Genomic DNA, 20,310 nt, shown 5'->3' on the forward strand with positions numbered 1-20,310 from the left:
TAAAAGAGACAGGCTGGTAATTAATCGGCCGACAGCAGGCTCAGGACTTCGTTCAATGTGGCGGTGCCGGTTTGCCGAAGTTTTTGCACGGTCACCGCAGCCGCCAGATTGGCTGTTTCGATGGCCTGCGGAGGTTGGGCACCAACGCCGAGGCAGGCAGCGTATGTTGCCACTACCGTATCTCCCGCACCTACGGTATCAAGTTCACCACTCAGGCGGATACCATCTACCAGCTCCATCAGTCTGTCATTGATATAGGCAATGCCCCGCTCTCCTCTGGTAATGACTACCGGCCCCCCGGTATGCCGGCTCAGCAGGCTGCCGTGTTCGCGACACCAGGGCGTATCCGGTGTTTCCGGATGCGGTACCGACAGCAGGTCGGCCAGTTCCCGGGTATTTACTTTAAGCGTGGCCCCCCGAATGGTATTGCCACAGTGGCGCAGGTCGGCCACAAAGCGACAGTGAGGGTGCCGGGCAATCACTGTATTCAGGCGGCTTATCCGGTCAGGCGTCAGCAACGGATGCAGAAACTGCTGATTAATAATGAGTACATCCAGGTGGGGCAGGTGACCGGCCAGCGTAGCCAGGAGTTGGTCAAAATCGTCGGCTGCCAGGCTGTTATGCGTGCCAAAATCGATCCGGTTTTGTTCATCAAGCCCGGCCATCGGCTTGATATATGTACAGGTGTCCCAGTTGGTGGCGGCAGACAGCATAAACCGGGTGTCGGCACCGGCAGCCTGGAGCAGATAGCGCATTTCCCGGCCATACAGGTCGTTGCCGGTGCAGCCAAAAACGGTGATATTGGTTACTCCCAGAGCGGCCAGATTGGCTACGACATTGCCGGCCCCTCCCGGCGACGATTGGGGAGAGCGGCCCCAGTAGACTTCTTTAGTGGTTTCCAGGGAGATTTCGCCGGTAATTTTTTGGAGGTCAAAGTACAGGTCAACGGCGAAGTCGCCAATAACGCCGGCACGAAGGGAAGAGAACTGGTTGAAAAGCGTAGAGAGTTCGGAAGCGGTCATCCGGATCGATGGGTTGTAGGTCTGGTTCGGAAATGGGCAAATAAACTATCTTTTTGGCTGAAAAACTTGCCTTCTCCCGGTTCCGTACAGATTCTTCCAAACAAAAATCAGCAATTCGGTTTTATTAGAAGCATACGAAGGCCGGTTTCCGACCGGTTTGGTGAGGAAGATAGTACTACGAAAACAACAGGAATTATGAGTAAGCAGGAAAGTTTAGATGATGTGCGATTAGATATTCAGGCGGTGGATTTTGAGCTGAGTGATGGCTTGCGGGATCGAATCCTGCAATCCCTTGCCAAACTGCGCCGGTATTATTCCGGCGACGTAATTACCGCCGAGGTGTATATGCGACTTGAGGAAAGTCATGGCCCTAACGATAAATCGTACCGGGTAAAATACGGCGTACCCGGCAATGATGTCTTTGCCGAAGATTCCGGCGACAACTGGGGTGCCCTCATCAGCAGCGTGGCCGATAAACTACAGCGCCAGTTGGAGAAGCAGTTTGCCCGGTCATAAACCCATTTTTAATTGCTCAAAGTTATGGAAGATCAAAACAAAAAGGCCGGCAACGGTAAGGCCAATGGTCAGCCCAACGGACATGCTCAGCAGGGGGGAGAAGGTGATCAGACCTTAACGACCCGCCAGGGCCATCCGATTACCAACAACCAGAGTATGCGTACGGTGGGCAACCGGGGACCGGCCACGCTGGAGAACTACCAGTTTATCGAAAAAATCACGCATTTTGACCGGGAGCGGATTCCGGAGCGGGTGGTTCACGCCCGGGGAGCCGGGGCGCACGGCTATTTTGAAGCCTACGGTATGGTGGGCGACGAACCCATTGCCAAATACACCCGCGCCAGACTATTCCAGGAAAAAGGCAAACGCACACCTGTGTTTGTGCGGTTCTCCTCGGTGATCCACGGTGGACACTCACCCGAGACGCTGCGCGACCCGCGTGGCTTTGCCGTCAAGTTTTATACCGAAGAAGGCAACTGGGATCTGGTCGGCAATAACCTGAAGGTATTCTTTATCCGCGATGCCATGAAGTTCCCCGATCTGGTGCATGCGTTTAAACCTGATCCGGTAACGAATATTCAGGATGGGCAACGCATTTTTGACTTTATCAGCCACACGCCGGAAGCCATGCACATGATCACGTTCCTGTTCTCGCCCTGGGGTATTCCGGCCAACTACCGGCAGATGCAGGGCTCCGGCGTAAACACCTATAAATGGGTGAATGCCGACGGACAGGGTGTGCTGGTGAAATACCACTGGGAACCGAAGCAGGGCATCAAGAACCTGACGCAAATTGAGGCTGAGCAGATTCAGGGTAAGAACTTCAATCACGCTACCCAGGACTTGTACGAGGCCATTGAGCGGGGCGACTATCCGGAATGGGAGCTGTTGGTGCAGATCATGAGCGACGAGGAGCATCCGGAACTGGACTTTGATCCGCTGGACGACACCAAACTCTGGCCGGAAGATCAGTTTCCCTGGATGCCGGTGGGCCGTATGGTGCTTGACCGCAACCCGGTGAATTATTTTGCCGAAGTAGAGCAGGTCGCCTTCGGAACCGGGGTGTTGGTGGATGGGCTGGATTTCTCCAACGATAAAATGCTGCAGGGCCGGACCCTGTCGTACTCCGACACCCAGCGCTACCGCGTTGGGCCTAACTACCTGCAACTGCCCATCAACCGGCCGAAAACGCACGTAGCTACCAATCAGCGCGATGGCCAGATGGCGTACTACGTCGATGCCGGTCCGGCGCAGAACCCGCACGTGAACTATGAACCCTCTATGCTGGGTGGACTACAGGAGGCACCCAGGAGCGGTGCCGACCATACGCCGTATGTGCAGGGCCATGTGGTGCGGCAGAAGATCGACCGCACCAACGACTTCAAGCAGGCCGGCGAGCGGTACCGGATGTTTGAGGATTGGGAGCGCGACGACCTGATCTTTAACCTGGTGAATACGCTGGCTCCGGCCGACCGTCGGATTCAGGACCGCATGGTCGAGCTCTTCACGCAGTGCGACGAAGACTACGGCCGGCGGGTGCGCGAAGGGCTGGAGCAGGCCCGCGCCAACAACCAGCAGACGAGTGGCCCCATCGGTGCTACATCGGCTAATGAAGGTGTAAAGGAGGCCGAAGAAACCGGTCATCCGGCGAAGCCGTATTGATGTAAGGCATACGGTAGCTTAGGGAAAAGGTCACCTGCTCGTCGGGTGGCCTTTCTTTTTACCGTTTAATAAACGGGCAGGTGTTACCTGACTGCTGCTGTTCCTGCCGGGTCTGTTTTTACGACAAATGAGTTTGCACAATCAGTTTAAAAATCAAACACTATGCAAACCAGAATCCAGGACCCGCGAATCCAGATCAGGGTATTTGATCACAAGAGCAACAAACTGACCGATGCCCGCGTACGGGTAGCCGACCGGACTACCCAGCGACCGGTAGACATTGCGTTCAACAAGATGTCGGGGTACTATGAAGCCACTAAATTTGTGCCTCATGCAGAGTACACCATTACCGTGGATCACCCGACCCTGCAATCGCAGCAGCGCGAGGTAGCCATTGGAGGTGCCGGAGGCAGTGAGACCTTTGTGCTGGGGGAGAAAGAAATGCCGTTCTTTTACCGGGGCACTGTAAAGGTTCCCTTTGAACCCCGGCCCAACCTGATCGGGGTTGTTATCCGCGATGCCGCTCCGGACACCAGACGTAAATGGATGACCAGCCTGCGGCAGGTGGCCCGCGAGTTGTCACTGACGGCCGTACGGGTTCACCAGGACGTAACCAATAACGGTTTTTTTGTATTCGATATGAACGGGCAGCCGGCCGAAACAGTACAGAAGCGCCTGCGCTCGCTTGAGTATGTCGAGACAGTGGCTCCGGTGCTGAAACTTTCCGAAAAGCACGTAACCCTGCTGACCAACCGGCTGATCGTCAAGTTCAGAAATACGATAGACGTGAAGCAGGTGCCCGACATTGCCCGGCAGTATCAACTACAGGTGGTGCGGAATCTTCCCTATGCCGGAAATACCTTTGAGCTGCGGTTCAACGGCCACATTGATTATTCGCTGCTGGATATCTGCGACAGACTGGTACGGCAGGGACTGGTCGACTACGCGGAGCCTGATACCCACAGTACAGTGGAAAACGACCTGGTTACCCCCACCGACTGGCTGTATCCCTCGAAATGGGATCACCCGATCATCCGCATGCCTGAAGCCTGGCAGGTCTTGCAGGACATTGGCGTCAACCGGACCTTCGGCGACCCGAACGTAATGATAGCGGTGGTGGATTCCGGGGTCGATGCCAGCCACCCTGAGTTTAGCGGAACCCTCACCGACGGCAGCAGTAAGGTGTTTCAGTTGTTTGATTTTGGCAGTATGGTGGCCAATAACAGTGCCATTGGGGTAACGGATACGCACGGAACATGCTGTGCGAGCGCGGCTGCGGGGCAGGCCAATAACGCATCGGTACTGGCGGGGGTCAACGAGGGTAATTCGGGTATTGCGGGCAACTGCAAGGTTATGGGTATTCGCCGGTCCGGCTCCGAGCTGAGGTTCGCCGATATGTATGTCTGGATCGCAGGCTTTAACCCCAACAGCAGTTTTGCCGGCTTTCCGGCTACGCTCTCCAGGGGTGCCGATGTCATTACCAACAGCTTTGGGGTCAGCGTAGGAATGCCCATTTCCGGTCTGATGAAAGATACGTTCGACTTCCTGACGACCTATGGACGGGGTGGTAAGGGCGTACTGCTGTTTTTCTCCATTGGCAATGTCAATAACAATTTTGATTTTACCCTGAACCGGCCGTGGGCAGCTTACGAGCGTACCTTCGCCATTGGGGCTACCTCCCTGGACAACGACGGCACTACGGAGGTCATTGCCAATTACAGTTGCTTCGGGCCGATGATCGATTTCTGTGCGCCCAGCCACGATGCCTATGTCGGCTCGGCCCCGCAGCACAATCCACCCCTGAATTACGGGGCCATTACTGCCACGATTCGCTCAGGCACGGATGCCAACGCGCCCGGTCGACCAACCATCACCACGTCTATTGCCGCCAATGCCAATGCAGGGTTTACCAACCTGACTATTGGTTCGGTGGCCGGGGTTGCCGTGGGGCAGGCGGTGCTGATCCGGAATCCCGGCACTAACCAGACCGAAGCCAAGCGTATTACGGCTATCAATGCGGCCACGAATCAGATCACGGTATCGCCGGCATTGTTCAATAACCAGCCTTCGGGCACCCCGGCCTTTATCTCGTCGGCCGATTACACCACCAATTTCGGGGGCACCTCCTACGCCACGCCCGTATGCGCCGGCCTCGGAGCCCTGGTGTTGTCGGCCAACGCCAACCTGACCTGGGTAGAAGTGCGGGAGATTATCCGCAGTACCGCCGTAAAGCTCGATACCGGCAATACCAATCCGCAACACCGCTGGGTTGATATCGCCGGGCGCATAGCGACGGATCCACTGTATGCCGGGCCCAACTTCAGCCAGTTGTACGGCTACGGGCGTATCGATGTGGCGGCTGCGGTGGAGGCCGCCCGCGACTACGACTTCCGGCGGGATATTCACATTCGCGACAATATGGCGGATACCGGCCTCGCGCCGTCGACGGGTACTTTCTGGAACGGCGTGGATATCTGGGTGCGGAATACCAGCCCGGCCACCGATCCGAATCCGTTGCCGGCCAGTTACGCAACCGACGCCAATACCGTACACCAGGATGTGCTGGCCGGACAGGACAACTGGGTGTATGCCCGGTTCAGAAATATCGGTACACGGCCGACGTACCCGTTCCGCGTCCGGATTTACCTGACTCATTTTGGGGGTTCGCAGTTTTTGTACCCGACCAATTTTATTCCTACCACCCGTCCTAGCGATCCCATTCCGAGCCCGCTGGTACCGGGTACGTATCTGATCGGGGAGAGCAGCGTCAGCTCCCTGGCGGCCGGGACCGATGGTGCCGTTAATGTGCGGTGGAATTCGGCGCTGATTCCGCCCAAAAAGGTACTTATTGGTGGGACGGAGGTATTCTGGCATCCGTGTCTGCTGGTGGAGATCACTCCGCACGACGGTTTTACCCCGCCAAGCGGCTTTATCTGGGATAACAACAACCTGGCGCAGAAAAACCTGCGCATTGTGTACCCGGACGATGCCGATAGCGGTAAGGCACTGGCCTGGGCCGGCGTGGTGGGTAACCTGCGAAATCGGGCGAAGTTCACCACCGTCGTTATCCGGCAGAACACCGCTATCCCGGTCAACCGCTATATCCGCTTCCTGAACAGAACGGCCGTTGAGTTTATCACCCAGGGTATCCGGAGCGGAGAACTCAAAGGGCTGAAGCCGGGGCAGTATAATCAGGAGCCGGTGTTCTGGCTGGAGAATAGAAAAGAAGTCCGCATCCGATTCCGGAACATCGGTGCTATTCCCTTTATCGTGGGTACAGATAAGGGAATCCGGGTGCAGGAGGACTACCAGCTTGACGTAACGGAGCTGAGCGATAACGACCGACCGGCGGGCGGGCTTTCGCTGCTGCTGAGTGCCACAAAGCGACCCCGGTAGTCCGTAGAAGCAGGCATACGGGCCTTGCGCTTATCACATCGGATGAGCGCAAGGCCTTTTGTTTTAAACAGACATGGAGAGTGTCTGGTTATTACCAGTACGTTAATACGGATTTTCATATGGATAATGTACAAAAGTCATTGCTCAGCGGTTTGGCGGGTGCCGTTGCGCTAACGCTGCTTCATGAAACCGTCCGCCGGTTTGTGCCCGAAGCGCCCCGTGCCGACATCCTGGGTATGCGGGCCATCGCCAAAGGCTTTGAAGCTGCCGATAAGGAACTGCCCGACGAAGATACCCTGCACCAGATGGCGCTGGGGGGCGACCTGGTCTCCAACACCTTATACTACAGCCTGGTGGGTCTGAGTAAAGGCAAAGACACCCTGCTGTTCGGTTCAGCGCTGGGCGCACTCGCCGGCGTGGGGGCTTTGACTTTACCGGGTCCGTTGAAGCTGGGCGAAGCACCAACCAATCGGACCCGCGAAACCATGGCCATGACCATTGCCTGGTATCTGCTTGGCGGGGTTGTGGCTGCAGGGACGTATGAACTGCTGGATGAGGAGTTTGCGTGATATGAAACATGATGTAAACGGGCAGGTCGCGCTGGTAACGGGCGCGGCCAAAGGCATCGGCAGAGCCTGTGCGGTAGCGCTGGCGGAAGCGGGTGCCCATCTTATTTTGGGCCTTCGCGACAGGAACACCGGTGACGAACTGGCCGAAGAGATCAGGCAGATGGGCCGGGCCGTCCTGCCCGTGCAGATGAACACCGCCCACCTGACTGAGATCCGGGAGGCCGTAGATGCCGGCTACAGGCACTTCGGCCGGATTGATATTCTGGTCAATAATGCCGGCATTGGGTTTCCCGCTAAAGCCGAAGATGTAACAGAGGAAGACTTCGATTATACACTCGCCGTAAATCTGAAGGGGACCTTCTTTACGGCACAGGCCGTAGCGAAGATTATGATGCAGCAGCGCCGGGGCCGTATCATCAACATCGGCTCGCAGGCCGGGTTTGTGGCTTTGCCCACTGAATCGGTCTACTGCATGACCAAGGCCGGCATCTCGCACCTGACCAAATGCCTGGCGCTGGAATGGGCTCCGTATAACATCACCGTCAATGCTGTTGCCCCCACCTTTATTGAAACGCCCGGCACCCGGAAGTGGCTGGATGATGAAGCCTTTCGGGCGTCTGTCCGGCAGCGTATTCCGCTGGGGCGGATTGGCCAGCCAGCGGAGGTGGCCGCCCCGGTGGTATTTCTGGCCTCGCCGGCCGCAAGTCTCATCACCGGCGAAACCTTGATGATTGACGGCGGGTGGACAATTCAGTAACTTGCTTTTGCTAATTTTACGTACCTTAGTTACCCGATGCCTTTTCTTCGCCCTGTCGTTAACTGACATGAACCCGGCTGATCTGATTCTGTTGCATACCCACTCCATCATGGCGTTTATCATGGTGCTGATCACAGGCGGTATGGTCCTGTATGTGATTCGCATTGCCGACCCAACGCCGATTCGCAACTGGATGGCGGTATTTTATGCGTTACAGACGTTCTGGCAGTTCGGGGATATGATCCGGTACAGTCTCCATCCGTCACTCACGGGGTCGCTGTTTTATCAGCTCCAGGTATCGGCCTGGTTTGCACCCGCGCTTTCCGGCGTACTCATCACCTTTACCCAGGTCTGTTATCTGTTTCTGGAGGATACGTTTCTCCGCGAACGGCGAATGGTCTTCTGGTTCATGGTTCTTCTTTCGGCAGGCTTTGTTGGATTTAACATCTGGAATGAGTTCCGGCACGGGAGCGATGAGGTGACTATGCAGGTCGCTGCTTTTTTATACGGGCTGTTTACCAACATCTGGACAATGCTGATCTGTCTGCGTAAGGCAGGGAAACTGAAAGTCCGCAATCCCAGAGCGGCCAGGGGACATACGTATCTGGCCACGATCATCGGCCTGGGTTTTATTCTGCCGTGCCTCATTGCCATCATCTCCGGCTTTTATACGCCGGCCGGTTACTACTCCTATTTCATTCTGCTTTGGCTGGGCAACATTGCCGAAGTGCTGGTGTACATTACCTTCGCGGTATTACCGGCCAACTTCCAGGTGAAACTGGTTGGGTTTACCTTCCTGTCTATGACCACCCTGCTGCTGATTGTTACCCTGGTTTTTTTTCCACCCCTGGTGCCCACCGACCTGCCGGCACGGCTCCTGCAGCAGGATGGTCTTATCAAACTGTTTGGTATCTTTTTGGGCGCTACCCTATTGGTGTGGCTGCTTTTGCCGCGCATTCTCCAGGCTAGCCTGACCCAGCCTGTAAAGCGCCTGCTGGCCGGTGTTGAGCAGGTCAATGCCGGTAACCTGGCTACCCATGTTCCCGTAAATTCATCGGACGAAATTGGTATTCTGACCCGGAACTTCAACGAAATGACTGAGTCGCTCAAACGGGCCAGCGACCGGCTTACCCAGTATGCCGAGACGCTGGAGCAAAAAGTAGCCGAACGGACCAGCGAACTCCAGCAGTCGCTGGAGTACCTCCGCGCTACCCAGGACCAACTGGTGCAGCGGGAGAAAATGGCTTCGCTGGGTGAACTCACCGCCGGCGTTGCCCATGAGATTCAGAACCCCCTCAATTTTGTCAATAATCTGGCCGAGGTTAGCGTCGAGTTGATTGGTGAGCTGAGGGAGGAGCGTGGCCGGGAACTGCGGGACGAGGAGCTGGAGGAAACGCTGCTCACCGGTCTGGAGCGAAACCTGGAGAAGATTGTGGTTCACGGGAAACGGGCCGATGGTATTGTCAAGGGGATGTTGCAGCATTCGCGCATAGGGAGTGGTCAGAAAGCGCCTACTGACCTCAATGCGCTGGCCAGTGAATACCTGCGGCTGGCCTATCATGGCCTGCGGGCCAAAGACAAGACGTTTACGGCTGAGCTGCTCCTTGACCTCGATCCGGATTTGGGTAAGGTAGTAGTGGTCTCGCAGGATATAGGCCGGGTGCTGCTCAATCTGTACAACAATGCGTTATACGCCACCAAAGAAAAGCTGAAGCGATTGAATGGGAGTGCCGCGCCGGAGCCGGTCGAGGCCGGGTATCTGCCCCAGATTCTGGTCAGTACCCGCCTGGAGACCAGAACCTCTGCCGGACAGGCAGACGGGCGACCGGATAATACCGTTGAAATTCGGGTGCGCGACAATGGGCCTGGCATACCCAGCGACGTGCTCGGCAAAATCTATCAGCCTTTCTTTACGACCAAGCCTGCCGGAGAGGGAACCGGTCTGGGGTTATCGCTCAGCTACGATATTGTTACCAAAGGGCATGGCGGAGCGATTCAGGTCGATACTGTGCCGGGCGAGTTCTCCGAATTTATCATCCGCCTGCCGGTTTATACCGAGGAGAATGCCGCTATCATGCGGTAATCGTCGGTGGCCGGCTGTTTGTCTTTTGCAGAATTATCGCTAAATCTGCCGGGTAATTCCGCTAAACCGTATACCCTTACCCGCCCATGACAAAGTTATTACTCCCCCTATGTCTGTTGCTTGGCCTGATCGGGCGCGTGGATGCCCAGCCTGACGTGGCCCGGCCTGACGTGGCCCAGCCTGACGTGGCCCGGCCGGATGCCGTTCCGCAGGCCGAAATTGCCAGCGATCTTATTAAGGCCAAACTATACCTGCCCGACGAGCAGCAGGGCTACTACCGGGGTACCCGTTTCGACTGGTCGGGGCTGATCGCCAGCCTGGAACATAAGGGGCATAGCTACTTCGGAAAATGGTTCGGGCCGTATGATCCCAAGATACACGATGCCGTGAGCGGCCCGGTAGAGGAGTTCGGCGCTATCGGCTATGAATCGGCCAAACCGGGCGAAACCTTCCTCAAAATCGGCGTTGGCGTACTGCGCCGAATCGACGAGAAGGCGTACCACTTCGCTTCGCCCTATGAACTGGTCAACCCCGGTAAATGGACGGTGAACCCGGCCGCCGATCGGGTGGAGTTTGCGCATTACCTGACCGATCAGGATGGCCATTCCTACATCTACCGCAAGACCGTCCGTCTGGTGAAAGGAAAGCCTGAACTGCTGCTGGAGCATAGCCTGGAAAATACCGGCTCCCGCGTGCTGGAGACCAACGTATACGACCACAACTTTTTTATGCTGGATAACCAGCCGACCGGGCCGGACTTTGTGGTGAAATTTCCGTTTACGCTGCGGGCCACCACCCCCAAAGAGGGCCTGCTGGAAACCCGCGACAAGCAGTTGGTCTACCTGCGGCCGCAGCAGAAAGGCGACGCGGTTTATACCCTGCTCGAAGGCTTCGGCAGTACGGCTAAGGACTACGACATCCGGGTAGAGAACACCAGAACCAAAGCCGGCGTGCGCGTCACCGGCGACCGGCCGCTGTCGAAACTGGCGTTCTGGTCCAACCCGGCTAATCTGTCGCCGGAGCCGTATATCGGGGTACGGGTAGAGCCGGGCAAGACGTTCACCTGGACGCTGACGTATCAGTTTTACACCCTGCCGTAAAGTATAACGGTTTTGTAAACCGTTGTATGGGTGGGCCGGAAAACGGTTTGCAAAACCGTTGTACTTACCTGGCGCGGGGCAGCGTAATTTTCCAGATGCTGCCGGAGGGATTGCCGTACTCCAGGACGTAGATAACGTTGCCGATCAGCAGTGCATCGGTGGGGCTGTTGAAGCCCTGCGCGATTTTGGTGGTCTGCACCACATAGTTATCGGTCTCGCGCCGGTAGCTCAGCTTCAGGTGCATCAGGTCTTCGCCGTCCAGGGCAATGGGGCGCATCAGGGGTGATTTCCGGCCGTTGCTCCAGCTCAGCACAAAGCCGTCGCCGGTCATGTTGCCGCCAACGGCACTGTCCCGGTCAAAGACTAACCCCAGCGGGGAGCGGTGTGCGGTAAAGGTTCCCAGCGTAATTCCCTCTTTATCGGCGTCCTTGATGTTGCCGGTGGTCCGGTCACGGTACTGGTTGGCGTCGGGGCCGAGGTTCTGGACGGAAGGGGTGATTTTTGTCGGCCGCTTAGGGAAAGTGGGATCGTTATGGAAGTATCTGGCGGTGTGGGCGTGGCTGCGGGTATTGATAAACGGATCTTTTTTGGGGTCGGCATCCCAGTCCGGAAACTGCTGCGGGTTGTCTACACCGCCCATCACCCACGGAAAGCCGTAATGGTGACCTTCGCGCAGCCAGAACATATCTTCGGGGTGATCGTAGTCGCTGGAGTTGGAGACGGCAAACAGGTGGCCGTTGGGCGCAAAAGCCAGACTATAGGCGTTGCGGATACCTTCGGCAAACAGGTAGCCGGCGGCTTTGAGTTTGGTACCGTCGTTGGGCAACAGCAGGTTAGTGGCATTGGTTGGGATGCGCAGGATGCAGGCAGTCAGCGGCTCATCGCGGGCGTTGGGGTAATGGCCGTCGTTGTCCTGCACCTCGCCATGGTCGGTGCGGGCTCCGCTGCTGACGTAGGCGTATCGGCCGTCGGGGCTGATGGCGATGCCGTTGAAGCCGTGGTCGTACAGGGTCTTGGTACTGCCAATCTCCTCCGTCATAAAGACCACCGACATAACGCCTTTGCCCGATGGCTGGAACTGGTACCGCACCATCCGGCCTTTAGTACCCCTGCCGTTGTTGACGCTGATGTTTCCGACCAGAAACAGCGTATTGTCGTTAAAGGCTGCCCCCTGCAGCCGGGTAATGCCATGGTCTTTCGCCGTGAATATCCGGGTAGCTACCGGCTTACCGGTTTGGGTACGGACGCGGTAGACCTCGCCGGGGAAAGTGGTATAAAAGAAGTCTTTGCTGACGGGGTTCTGTAGCAACCGCACACAGCCCGGACCTACGGACATAAACTTTTCGATGGTGATGCCCGGACGCAGGGCTTTCGGGCGCTGCTGGGCCTGCGTAGAATAAGGCGTCAGGAGCGCTATCAGGCCGCAAAGGAGTATGTTGCCGGCGGTTGTCAGTGTTATCATGTCCAGGGCTGTTGAACCGTAAACCACCTAAGCGCGGTCAATTGTTTTGTACGGCAGTCTAAGCTTTATCAGGTCAGAGACCCAATAAGGTACCTGATAACTGCCAACTACAGCCTGCCCTGCCGGCGTATATAGCGTTTGGTAAGCCCGCAGAAATTCTGGTAAATTTTCGGCGAATTAATTAATTTGAGCCGGTATCGTACTCCCTTGCGGAGAAATGGACTGAGTTTATGAACATCATTGCGTTTCTGATTGCCTTTTTTCTGCTTCGGTTTCTCCGGCAGTCCCTACGGGATTCACCTAAACTACCCGAATGGGATAACCGACTGGCTATGGCCCGAAATGTGGTTATCGCGATTCTGGTGGTGGATGTACTTACCAATTTTGATATGGTTACCAGCTGGCTATGGAGCCTGTTGCTTTTAGCCATTGTAGGGGGGGCTTATGTGCTGGAAGAGTTCCGGTCGGTCCGGCTGATGTTATATGCGGTGGCCTTGTATGCGGGTCTGGCACTAGTGGCTACCGGGGTTAATCTCTGGAGTCACGAACTGTACAAAACCATTGAGGATTATGTACAGGCTGGGGGCGTATTTGCAGTGATCTGGGTAATTGTGATGTGGCGGACAACCCAGAAACAGCAGAAAGCCCTGGAGGAGGAGCGGAAAAAGCGGCTGCAGGAAGAAGAAAATACCCGGATTATTGCGGCCAAAAAAGACGAACTGGAAGTGATGGTGCAGGAGCGCACCGCCGAAATTACCCGCCGGAAAGAAGAACTGGAACACGCCCTGGCCGATTTGCAGGCTACCCAGACCAAACTGATTCAGCAGGAAAAAATGGCCTCGCTGGGAGAGCTGACCGCCGGCATCGCCCACGAGATCCAGAACCCGCTCAATTTCGTGAACAACCTGGCCGAGGTGAGTGCGGAATTGGTGGAGGAACTGGAGGAAGAACGGAAAAAAGGAGAGGGGGATAGAGACAAGGAACTGGAGGAAGAGATACTGACGGATTTGAAAGATAGTCTGGCCAAGATCACCCATCACGGCAAGCGGGCCGACAGCATTGTGAGAGGTATGCTCCAGCACTCCCGGTTCAGCAGCGGCCAGAAAGAGCCGACCGACCTGAACGCGCTGGCCGATGAGTATCTGCGACTGGCTTACCATGGCCTGCGGGCCAAAGACAAAAGCTTCAACGCCGACCTGCGGATGAACCTTGATCCGAGCCTGGGCAAAGTAAAAGTAGATCCGCAGGAGATGGGTCGGGTGTTGCTCAACCTGTACAACAACGCTTTTTATGCAACCCAGGAGAAGGCAAAATCCCTGGCTAACGGACGGAGCACGTTAGCCTACCAGCCCCAGGTGTCGGTCAGCACTCAGATTAAACATGCTGCGTCGGAAGAGGACGTTGATCAGGTCGAAATCCGCGTGAAAGACAACGGAATGGGTATTCCGCAGGAGATCATCAACAAAATCTACCAGCCGTTCTTTACCACCAAGCCTACGGGTCAGGGCACCGGACTGGGTCTCTCGCTGAGCTACGACATCGTCACTAAAGGACACGGCGGAGACCTGAGCGTGGAAACCGAGCCGGGCCAGTACTCCGAATTCATTATTCACCTGCCCTGTCGGACGGCCTGATTATCGTATATCCATCGGAGAATTGCCGAATTAGCGTTTTCTTTGCGGCTATGAAGCTACGACTGAACGGACGGATCTGGCTGGAAGGCGACGAACGGTTTATGGGCATCGGCCGCATGGAACTGCTGGAGCATATCCAGCAAACCGGATCGATCAACCAGGCGGCCAAAGCGATGAAGATGTCGTACAAGCGAGCCTGGGAACTGGTGCACTCTATGAACGAGCAGTCTCCGCAGCCCCTGGTAATTACCCAGACCGGCGGGGAGCGGGGCGGGGGTGCCCTGGTAACGCCGGAGGGCGAACAGTACCTCCAGTATTACCGGCAACTACAGGCCCGCTTTCAGGAGTTTCTGCAACAGGAGTCAGCCGCCATTCCGTTTTAACGCGGGCTGAACCGCACTGCCCTCCTCTACCAGAACCACAATCCGATCCCCCACCTGCACCGGGCTTTCCGGCACCAGCACCTCCGTGACAACATCCCCCCCCGATACCGTCAGCCGAAGTTGATCGCCCTCCGGCCGGATGCCGATAACGGTGCCCAGCCGGCCGGACGGTACCGGTGTGGTCGATGGCCCTAACACGGCAGCAGGTTTGCCCTGCCGGTCAATTTTACCCGCCTGTAAGCCAATGACCCGGTCGGCCAGCCGGATGATTTCGGCATTGTCGTGGCTCACCAGCACCGTAGTCAGCCCAAATTGTGTATGTACCAGGCTGATTTCTTCCTGTAGCCGCAGCCGGGTTTCGGTATCCAGGGCCGACAGCGGTTCGTCCAGCAGCAGCAATCGGGGTTGCCGGGCCACCGCCCGCGCCAGCGCCACCCGCTGCTGCTGCCCGCCCGATAAAACGCCCGGCCGGCGGTTGGCCAGTTCGGTCAGGCTCATCATCTCCAGCAGCGTATCTACCAGGGCCAGGTTTTGTTTATCCGGCAACGCAAACCGCAACTGCTCGCGGATGGTCATGTTCGGGAACAAGGCGTAATCCTGAAATACCACGCCCACCGCCCGGCGCTGCGGCCCCACCCAGTTCTTCTGCCGGTGATCGAACCAGGTCTGCCCTTTCGACCGGATATAGCCGGACTCGGGCCGGTCCAGGCCGGCCAGCATCCGCAGCACCGTGGTTTTGCCCGCGCCGGAAGGTCCGTATAAGGCCACAAATTCGCCGTCCTCAATGGTGAGGGCAACATCCAGTTCAATGGGTCCCTGGGCGGAGTGCAGGGCTTTGGTTACGTGCACTTCCGTCATAGAAAGGTCCGCGTTCGCAGCTTTTTGTTGTACCAGAACAGCAGCACCAGAATGGAAAAGGTCATTCCCAGCAAGATTAGGGCGTAGGCGTTGGCGCGGTCGTAGTTCAGGCTTTCCACTTCATCGTAAATGGCGATGGAGGCTACGCGCGTTTTGCCCGGAATATTGCCCCCGATCATCAGCACCAGCCCAAACTCACCGATGGTGTGCGCAAAGGCCAGGACAATACCGCTCAGCAGCGCCGGTTTGCTATTGGGCAGCAGCACCCGCCCCAGGGTGGTGAGTGTCGACTTCCCCAGCGTCAGCGAGGCCTCCCGCAGCGAAGCCGGCAGGTTCTGAAAACCGGCCTGGATGGGGTGAACCATAAACGGCAGGCTGTAAAAGAGGGAGCCGACCAGAATGCCCGAAAAGGTGAAGTTGAGCCGGACGCCCAGCGTATTGACCAGCCAGTAGCCCAGCATACTGTCTTCGCTGAAGGCAATGAGCAGGTAAAAGCCGGTGACCGTCGGGGGCAGCACCAGGGGCAGACTGACCACCGCTTCGATAAGCGGTTTCAGGCGGAATGTGCCGTAGGCCAGCCAGTACGCCAGCGGAATTCCGATAACCAGCAGGATGGTGGTGGTCAGTCCGGCCAGGCTCAGGGTTAACAGCAGCGTTTGGCTAAAATCGTCGGTCATGGTTGGTTGGGCATGGCGAAGCCGTACTGTTTCAGGATGGCTTTGGCCTGGGGCGTAACCAAAAAGGCGGTAAACGCAGCGGCTGCCTTGTTGCCCTGGGCGCGTTTGAGTACCACATACCCCTGTTCGAGGGCGGTATGGGCCTTGGCCGGTATCAGGTAGTAGCGGCCCTGAGTTCTAAGGGGTGGGCTCAGGGCCAGCGCCAGGGCGATGATGCCGATGTCGGCAGCTCCCGTGGAGACAAACTGGGCCGTCTGCGCAATATTTTCACCTTTGACAAACCGGTCTTTCACCTGATTGTACAGGCCGTAGTGCTTCAGTGACTCTTCGGCCCGTTTGCCGTAGGGCGCGTGCAGCGGGTTGGCAATGGCAACAGTCCGGATAGCGGGGTCGAGCAGGGTTTTCATGCCCTTCGCGTTCGGGTCGAGGGTGGGACTCCACAGCACCAGCCGGCCAATGGCGTAGGTCTGAATGGATGAGGCTGTCAAGCCTTTTTGCTGCAACTGCCGGGGGTAGTCGATATCGGCCGAAAAAAACAGGTCGAAGGGCGCACTGCGGCTGATCTGCTGAAAGAACTTGCCCGATGAGCCGTAAATGACATTGACTTTAATGGCCGGCTGCCGGCTTTTGAATGCGGCAACCAGCGAATCCATCGCGTATCGCAGATCCGAAGCCGCAGCAATAGTGATCTCCTGCCCCTTAGCCGTCGGCTGGGCCGGGCTGTGCGGCACGAATGCTATCCCTAAAAACAGATACAGGACGTAAAAAAAAGGCATTGTGGATAAGCTACTAAGGCATGGTTGCCGTTATGGTTGCTCAAACATAACGATAAATTAAGACAATATGACGCACTACAGCGTATTGTGCTTTTTTAACCCGTTATAGTTGCACGGGAATAACGAGTCGTTATATTTGAGCGACTATAAAGCTGTTGCTGAATGCTGACACCTGTACTTTCTGTTTTTCTGGCTCTGACTGCGCTGGCCGATACCATCCGGCCAAAAGCCGATTCGCTGCGTCAGTTGGCTCTACAGGAAGTTGTTGTCTCAGCCTCGCGGGTAGCCGAAAGTGTACTCCGCTCACCGGTGAGTATTGACGTGCTCGACGTGCTGAAGATGCGGCAGTCGGCGCAGCCCTCATTCTTCGACGCCATCGAGAACCTGAGGGGTGTTCAGTTACTGACGCCCAGCATGGGTTTCAAGGTGTATAACACCCGTGGCTTTGCCAACACCACCAACGTGCGGTTTGTGCAGTTAGTCGACGGGATGGATAACCAGGCTCCGCATATCGGCGCACCCATTGCCGGAGCGCTGGCACCCTCGGACCTGGACATTCAGCGAGTAGAAATCATACCCGGTACGGCCTCGGCCTTATATGGCCTTAATGCGCTTAACGGGCTGGCTAATATCCTGACTCGTAGCCCGTTTGAGTCGGCGGGCTTCAGCGCCAGTCAGCGGACGGCTCTGAACCACATTGGTGAAACCGGTATCCGGCCGCAGGTGGCCAGCGAGACGGCGCTGCGGTTTGCGCATGTGATAAAATCGCGGCTGGCGGTTAAGGTGAATCTGGTGTACCAGACCGGCTACGACTGGATGGCCCGCAATAGGGGTGACCTGAACCCCAATGCCAATACCTCCCTCGGTTTGCTGGGTGACTATAATCCCGGCCGCGATGCCATTAACGTCTACGGCGACGAAGCCCCCAACCGGCGGGCGCTCACCCTCAACGGGCAGCGCTACGTCGTATCCCGCACCGGATATGCCGAAGAGCAGGTAACCGATTACCGGCTGCTGAATCTGCGCGGAGATCTGGCTGTGCATTACCGGTTCACGCCCACGCTGGAGCTCGCTTACGGGTACCGGGCCGCCACGCTTGATAACGTCTACCAGCGCACTAACCGCTTCCGGCTCGATAATTACCGGCTCGACCAGCATGCGCTGACGCTGACCTCGCCTTCGGTAGTTCTAAAAGCCTACCGCACGAGTGAAAATACCGGCGACTCCTACAACCTGCGCTCGATGGCCGAGAACATCGACCGTTCCTATAAATCCGATAACGTCTGGTTTGCCGACTTCTCTACGCAGTTCCGGAACTCCGTTGCCGGTGGAGCCCCTGCCCCGGCCGCCCTGTTGGCTGCCCGTCAGTTTGCGGACCAGGGGCGTCCGCAATCGGGAACCCCGGCATTCGACGACCTGGTGACGAAGCTGCGGGATATCAACAACTGGGATCTGGGCGCGGCCCTGCGGGTGCGCTCGTGGCTGTATCATGTGGATGGGCAGGTGGAGCCGACGCGGGTTCTGTGGCGGTCGCTGCGGGAGAAAACCGGACTGAACCTGCTGCTGGGCGTCAATTACCGGCAGTACCAGGTCTACCCCGACGGCAACTACTTTATTAACCCTGTAGAACCCGACCGCGACCTGACCTACCGGCAGTTTGGCAGTTTTGTGCAGGCCACTCGTACGTTCTGGCAGGAAAAGCTAAAGCTCAGCGCTACGCTGCGCATGGACAGGAACCAGTACTTTGCCGCCCGGCTGAACCCCAGGCTATCGGTGGTATACTCCCCAACGGAAACACACCACTGGCGGGTATCGTATCAGAACGGCTACCGCTTCCCGTCGCTGTTCGAAGCCTTTTCCAACGTAAATTCCGGCGGGGTGAAGCGGGTAGGGGGGCTGCCGGTGATGTCGCAGGGTATTTTCGAAAATTCTTATTTCCGCACTTCCATCGACGCTTTTCAGAACGCCATCAACGCTGATGTCAATGTCAATCGCCTGACCACCGAACAGGCCATCCAAAAGAACAAAGACCTGCTCAAAAAGAACACCTATACCTACCTGAAGCCCGAGCAGGTCAACAGTTTTGAGGTCGGCTATAAGGGCCTGTGGCTGTGCAAAAAGTTGTACATCGACGCTGATTTTTACTACAATAGTTACCGGAACTTCATGGCCCAGGTAGAGGTCAACATTCCCAAACGCAACAACCCGGACTCGATCGCCTACTATCTGGCCGACCGCAGCCTGCAGGACCGCTATCGCCTGTGGACTAACTCCAAAACCACGGTGTACAATTATGGCAGCAGCATCGGTATGCGCTACGCAATCGTGGGTAACTGGGTGGTGATGAGCAATGCCTCCTACGCCCGGCTCGACCGCACCGAAAGCGGTGACGGCCTGGAAGAAGCATTCAACACGCCCCGCTGGATTACCAACGCCGGCCTGTCCAATGCTAACCTCGGCTACGGCATCGGGTTCAGCGTCAACTACAAATACCAGAGCGCATTCCTGTGGCAGTCGGCGCTGGCTACGGGCATGGTACCCGCCATCCACAACCTCGATGCGCAGGTCAATTACCCGTTAATCCGTCAGCGCGTAACGATTAAGCTCGGCGGCACCAATCTGCTGAACCGGCCCTACTACACCTTCGTGGCCGGTCCGAGTGTTGGTGGATTTTATTACCTCTCTGCGGTGTTTGAGTAAACAACTGCACCGGGTTCTGTCGTTTAAGCAGAGAGGTGTTCGTATGTTTATCAAAGCGGGTATGCGTATTGCGAGTGTGTTGGTGTTTTTCAGCCTGATCGGTGCCGCTTTCGGGCAATTGGCGGAGGGTTGGAAACTGGAGAAAGACAAGAATGGTATTAAGGTATATTCCCGGCTGCAGGAGGGAGATCAGCCGAAAGAGATACGGGTAGTTTGCAACGTACCAGGAACCATCCCCCAACTGGTGGCCTATTTGTTCGATGTCGACAATTACGAGAAGGTGGTGTACCGGACCAAATCGGCCCGGATGGTCCGCCGGGTGCGGGATAATGAATTCATCTACTACACCGAGATAGAATCGCCCTGGCCGGTGAGCAACCGCGATCTGGTGGCCCGGATGACGTTCCAGCAGAACCCTGCCACCAAAGTGCTGCGGGTGGAGGCCCGGCAGGTGCCCGGTCTGGTGCCGCCAAAGCCGAACGTTGTCCGGATACCCTACTGGCACGCGGTCTGGACCGTGCGTCCGCTGAACGATAAGCAGTTGCACATTGACTACACCTTTAAAGCCGAATTGGGCGGAGAAATTCCGGCCGGCGTTATCGATCTGATCGCCAAAACGGGGCCGTACCAGTCGTTCCTGTCCCTGAATGAGACACTGCGCCTGCCCCGCTACCAGGGCAAGACTTTCCCCTTTTTACAGTTGTAGCAATCGGGC

16 protein-coding genes are annotated in these 20,310 nt (G+C 56.8%); 11 read left to right on the plus strand and 5 right to left on the minus strand.

The window, feature by feature from the left end; translation table 11 throughout:
* Nucleotides 1–20: 20 nt before the first annotated feature.
* Nucleotides 21–1,022 (minus strand): bifunctional heptose 7-phosphate kinase/heptose 1-phosphate adenyltransferase, encoded by a 1,002-nt coding sequence (locus ABD931_RS11590; RefSeq protein ID WP_345267163.1) that lies wholly within the window; start codon nucleotides 1,020–1,022, stop codon nucleotides 21–23.
* A gap of 195 nt (nucleotides 1,023–1,217) precedes the next feature.
* On the opposite strand from ABD931_RS11590, the gene ABD931_RS11595 reads away from it, so the two are divergent.
* From ABD931_RS11595 to ABD931_RS11625, 7 genes are all read left to right on the plus strand, one after another.
* Nucleotides 1,218–1,538, plus strand: coding sequence for an HPF/RaiA family ribosome-associated protein (locus ABD931_RS11595; protein ID WP_345267165.1), 321 nt, complete (start codon nucleotides 1,218–1,220; stop codon nucleotides 1,536–1,538).
* A 24-nt stretch (nucleotides 1,539–1,562) separates the two neighbouring features.
* Nucleotides 1,563–3,200 carry a catalase gene (locus ABD931_RS11600; protein ID WP_345267167.1) on the plus strand — a complete coding sequence of 546 codons (1,638 nt, stop codon included), beginning with the start codon at nucleotides 1,563–1,565 and terminating at the stop codon, nucleotides 3,198–3,200.
* A gap of 162 nt (nucleotides 3,201–3,362) precedes the next feature.
* Complete coding sequence (locus ABD931_RS11605) at nucleotides 3,363–6,596, plus strand: S8 family serine peptidase (RefSeq protein WP_345267169.1); 3,234 nt, start codon at nucleotides 3,363–3,365, stop codon at nucleotides 6,594–6,596.
* Between the two features lie 119 nt (nucleotides 6,597–6,715).
* Entirely contained in the window at nucleotides 6,716–7,165 is a 450-nt protein-coding gene (locus ABD931_RS11610) for a hypothetical protein (protein WP_345267171.1), read from the plus strand.
* 1 nt (nucleotide 7,166) lies between these two features.
* Nucleotides 7,167–7,922 carry an SDR family NAD(P)-dependent oxidoreductase gene (locus ABD931_RS11615; RefSeq protein ID WP_345267173.1) on the plus strand — a complete coding sequence of 252 codons (756 nt, stop codon included), beginning with the start codon at nucleotides 7,167–7,169 and terminating at the stop codon, nucleotides 7,920–7,922.
* Nucleotides 7,923–7,989: 67 nt separating this feature from the next.
* On the plus strand, nucleotides 7,990–10,005 hold the full coding sequence (locus ABD931_RS11620; RefSeq protein WP_345267175.1) for a HAMP domain-containing sensor histidine kinase: 2,016 nt from the start codon (nucleotides 7,990–7,992) through the stop codon (nucleotides 10,003–10,005).
* A gap of 86 nt (nucleotides 10,006–10,091) precedes the next feature.
* Entirely contained in the window at nucleotides 10,092–11,105 is a 1,014-nt protein-coding gene (locus ABD931_RS11625) for a hypothetical protein (RefSeq protein WP_345267177.1), read from the plus strand.
* 64 nt (nucleotides 11,106–11,169) lie between these two features.
* Here ABD931_RS11625 and ABD931_RS11630 read toward each other — a convergent pair whose 3' ends face one another.
* Nucleotides 11,170–12,567 carry a PQQ-dependent sugar dehydrogenase gene (locus ABD931_RS11630; protein ID WP_345267179.1) on the minus strand — a complete coding sequence of 466 codons (1,398 nt, stop codon included), beginning with the start codon at nucleotides 12,565–12,567 and terminating at the stop codon, nucleotides 11,170–11,172.
* A 230-nt stretch (nucleotides 12,568–12,797) separates the two neighbouring features.
* Here ABD931_RS11630 and ABD931_RS11635 point away from each other — a divergent pair, with 230 nt between their 5' ends.
* Together ABD931_RS11635 and ABD931_RS11640 are read left to right on the plus strand one after the other, a co-directional pair.
* On the plus strand, nucleotides 12,798–14,201 hold the full coding sequence (locus ABD931_RS11635; protein WP_345267181.1) for a sensor histidine kinase: 1,404 nt from the start codon (nucleotides 12,798–12,800) through the stop codon (nucleotides 14,199–14,201).
* Nucleotides 14,202–14,251: 50 nt separating this feature from the next.
* On the plus strand, nucleotides 14,252–14,584 hold the full coding sequence (locus ABD931_RS11640) for a winged helix-turn-helix domain-containing protein (protein ID WP_345267183.1): 333 nt from the start codon (nucleotides 14,252–14,254) through the stop codon (nucleotides 14,582–14,584).
* Here ABD931_RS11640 and ABD931_RS11645 read toward each other — a convergent pair.
* Genes ABD931_RS11645 through modA form a run of 3 tightly spaced genes read right to left on the minus strand, consistent with a single transcriptional unit; the run spans nucleotide 14,564 to nucleotide 16,895 of the window.
* On the minus strand, nucleotides 14,564–15,442 hold the full coding sequence (locus tag ABD931_RS11645; RefSeq protein WP_345267185.1) for an ABC transporter ATP-binding protein: 879 nt from the start codon (nucleotides 15,440–15,442) through the stop codon (nucleotides 14,564–14,566). The genes ABD931_RS11640 and ABD931_RS11645 overlap by 21 nt on opposite strands.
* Nucleotides 15,439–16,119: a molybdate ABC transporter permease subunit gene (gene modB / locus ABD931_RS11650; protein ID WP_345267187.1), complete on the minus strand. Its 681-nt coding sequence runs from the start codon at nucleotides 16,117–16,119 to the stop codon at nucleotides 15,439–15,441. The genes ABD931_RS11645 and modB overlap by 4 nt, the downstream gene beginning before the upstream one ends.
* Nucleotides 16,116–16,895, minus strand: coding sequence for a molybdate ABC transporter substrate-binding protein (gene modA / locus ABD931_RS11655; RefSeq protein ID WP_345267189.1), 780 nt, complete (start codon nucleotides 16,893–16,895; stop codon nucleotides 16,116–16,118). Before modA ends, modB begins: the two co-directional genes overlap by 4 nt.
* Before the next feature lie 162 nt (nucleotides 16,896–17,057).
* On the opposite strand from modA, the gene ABD931_RS11660 reads away from it, so the two are divergent.
* The gene (locus ABD931_RS11660; RefSeq protein ID WP_345267191.1) at nucleotides 17,058–19,595 is read left to right on the plus strand and encodes a TonB-dependent receptor; all 2,538 of its coding nucleotides are present in this window, start codon (nucleotides 17,058–17,060) and stop codon (nucleotides 19,593–19,595) included.
* On the plus strand, nucleotides 19,588–20,301 hold the full coding sequence (locus ABD931_RS11665; protein ID WP_345267193.1) for an START domain-containing protein: 714 nt from the start codon (nucleotides 19,588–19,590) through the stop codon (nucleotides 20,299–20,301). Before ABD931_RS11660 ends, ABD931_RS11665 begins: the two co-directional genes overlap by 8 nt.
* Nucleotides 20,302–20,310: the final 9 nt, after the last annotated feature.

Origin of the sequence: Nibrella viscosa (genome assembly GCF_039541875.1) — a bacterium.
Classification (GTDB): Bacteria; Bacteroidota; Bacteroidia; order Cytophagales; family Spirosomataceae; genus Nibrella; species Nibrella viscosa.

Bases quoted from the DNA above. Each gene is read 5' to 3' on its own strand.
- ABD931_RS11590 (WP_345267163.1), bottom strand. From the start codon at position 1,022: ATGACCGCTTCCGAACTCTCTACGCTTTTCAACCAGTTCTCTTCCCTT.
- ABD931_RS11595 (WP_345267165.1), top strand. From the start codon at position 1,218: ATGAGTAAGCAGGAAAGTTTAGATGATGTGCGATTAGATATTCAGGCG.
- ABD931_RS11600 (WP_345267167.1), top strand. From the start codon at position 1,563: ATGGAAGATCAAAACAAAAAGGCCGGCAACGGTAAGGCCAATGGTCAG.
- ABD931_RS11605 (WP_345267169.1), top strand. From the start codon at position 3,363: ATGCAAACCAGAATCCAGGACCCGCGAATCCAGATCAGGGTATTTGAT.
- ABD931_RS11610 (WP_345267171.1), top strand. From the start codon at position 6,716: ATGGATAATGTACAAAAGTCATTGCTCAGCGGTTTGGCGGGTGCCGTT.
- ABD931_RS11615 (WP_345267173.1), top strand. From the start codon at position 7,167: ATGAAACATGATGTAAACGGGCAGGTCGCGCTGGTAACGGGCGCGGCC.
- ABD931_RS11620 (WP_345267175.1), top strand. From the start codon at position 7,990: ATGAACCCGGCTGATCTGATTCTGTTGCATACCCACTCCATCATGGCG.
- ABD931_RS11625 (WP_345267177.1), top strand. From the start codon at position 10,092: ATGACAAAGTTATTACTCCCCCTATGTCTGTTGCTTGGCCTGATCGGG.
- ABD931_RS11630 (WP_345267179.1), bottom strand. From the start codon at position 12,567: ATGATAACACTGACAACCGCCGGCAACATACTCCTTTGCGGCCTGATA.
- ABD931_RS11635 (WP_345267181.1), top strand. From the start codon at position 12,798: ATGAACATCATTGCGTTTCTGATTGCCTTTTTTCTGCTTCGGTTTCTC.
- ABD931_RS11640 (WP_345267183.1), top strand. From the start codon at position 14,252: ATGAAGCTACGACTGAACGGACGGATCTGGCTGGAAGGCGACGAACGG.
- ABD931_RS11645 (WP_345267185.1), bottom strand. From the start codon at position 15,442: ATGACGGAAGTGCACGTAACCAAAGCCCTGCACTCCGCCCAGGGACCC.
- modB (WP_345267187.1), bottom strand. From the start codon at position 16,119: ATGACCGACGATTTTAGCCAAACGCTGCTGTTAACCCTGAGCCTGGCC.
- modA (WP_345267189.1), bottom strand. From the start codon at position 16,895: ATGCCTTTTTTTTACGTCCTGTATCTGTTTTTAGGGATAGCATTCGTG.
- ABD931_RS11660 (WP_345267191.1), top strand. From the start codon at position 17,058: ATGCTGACACCTGTACTTTCTGTTTTTCTGGCTCTGACTGCGCTGGCC.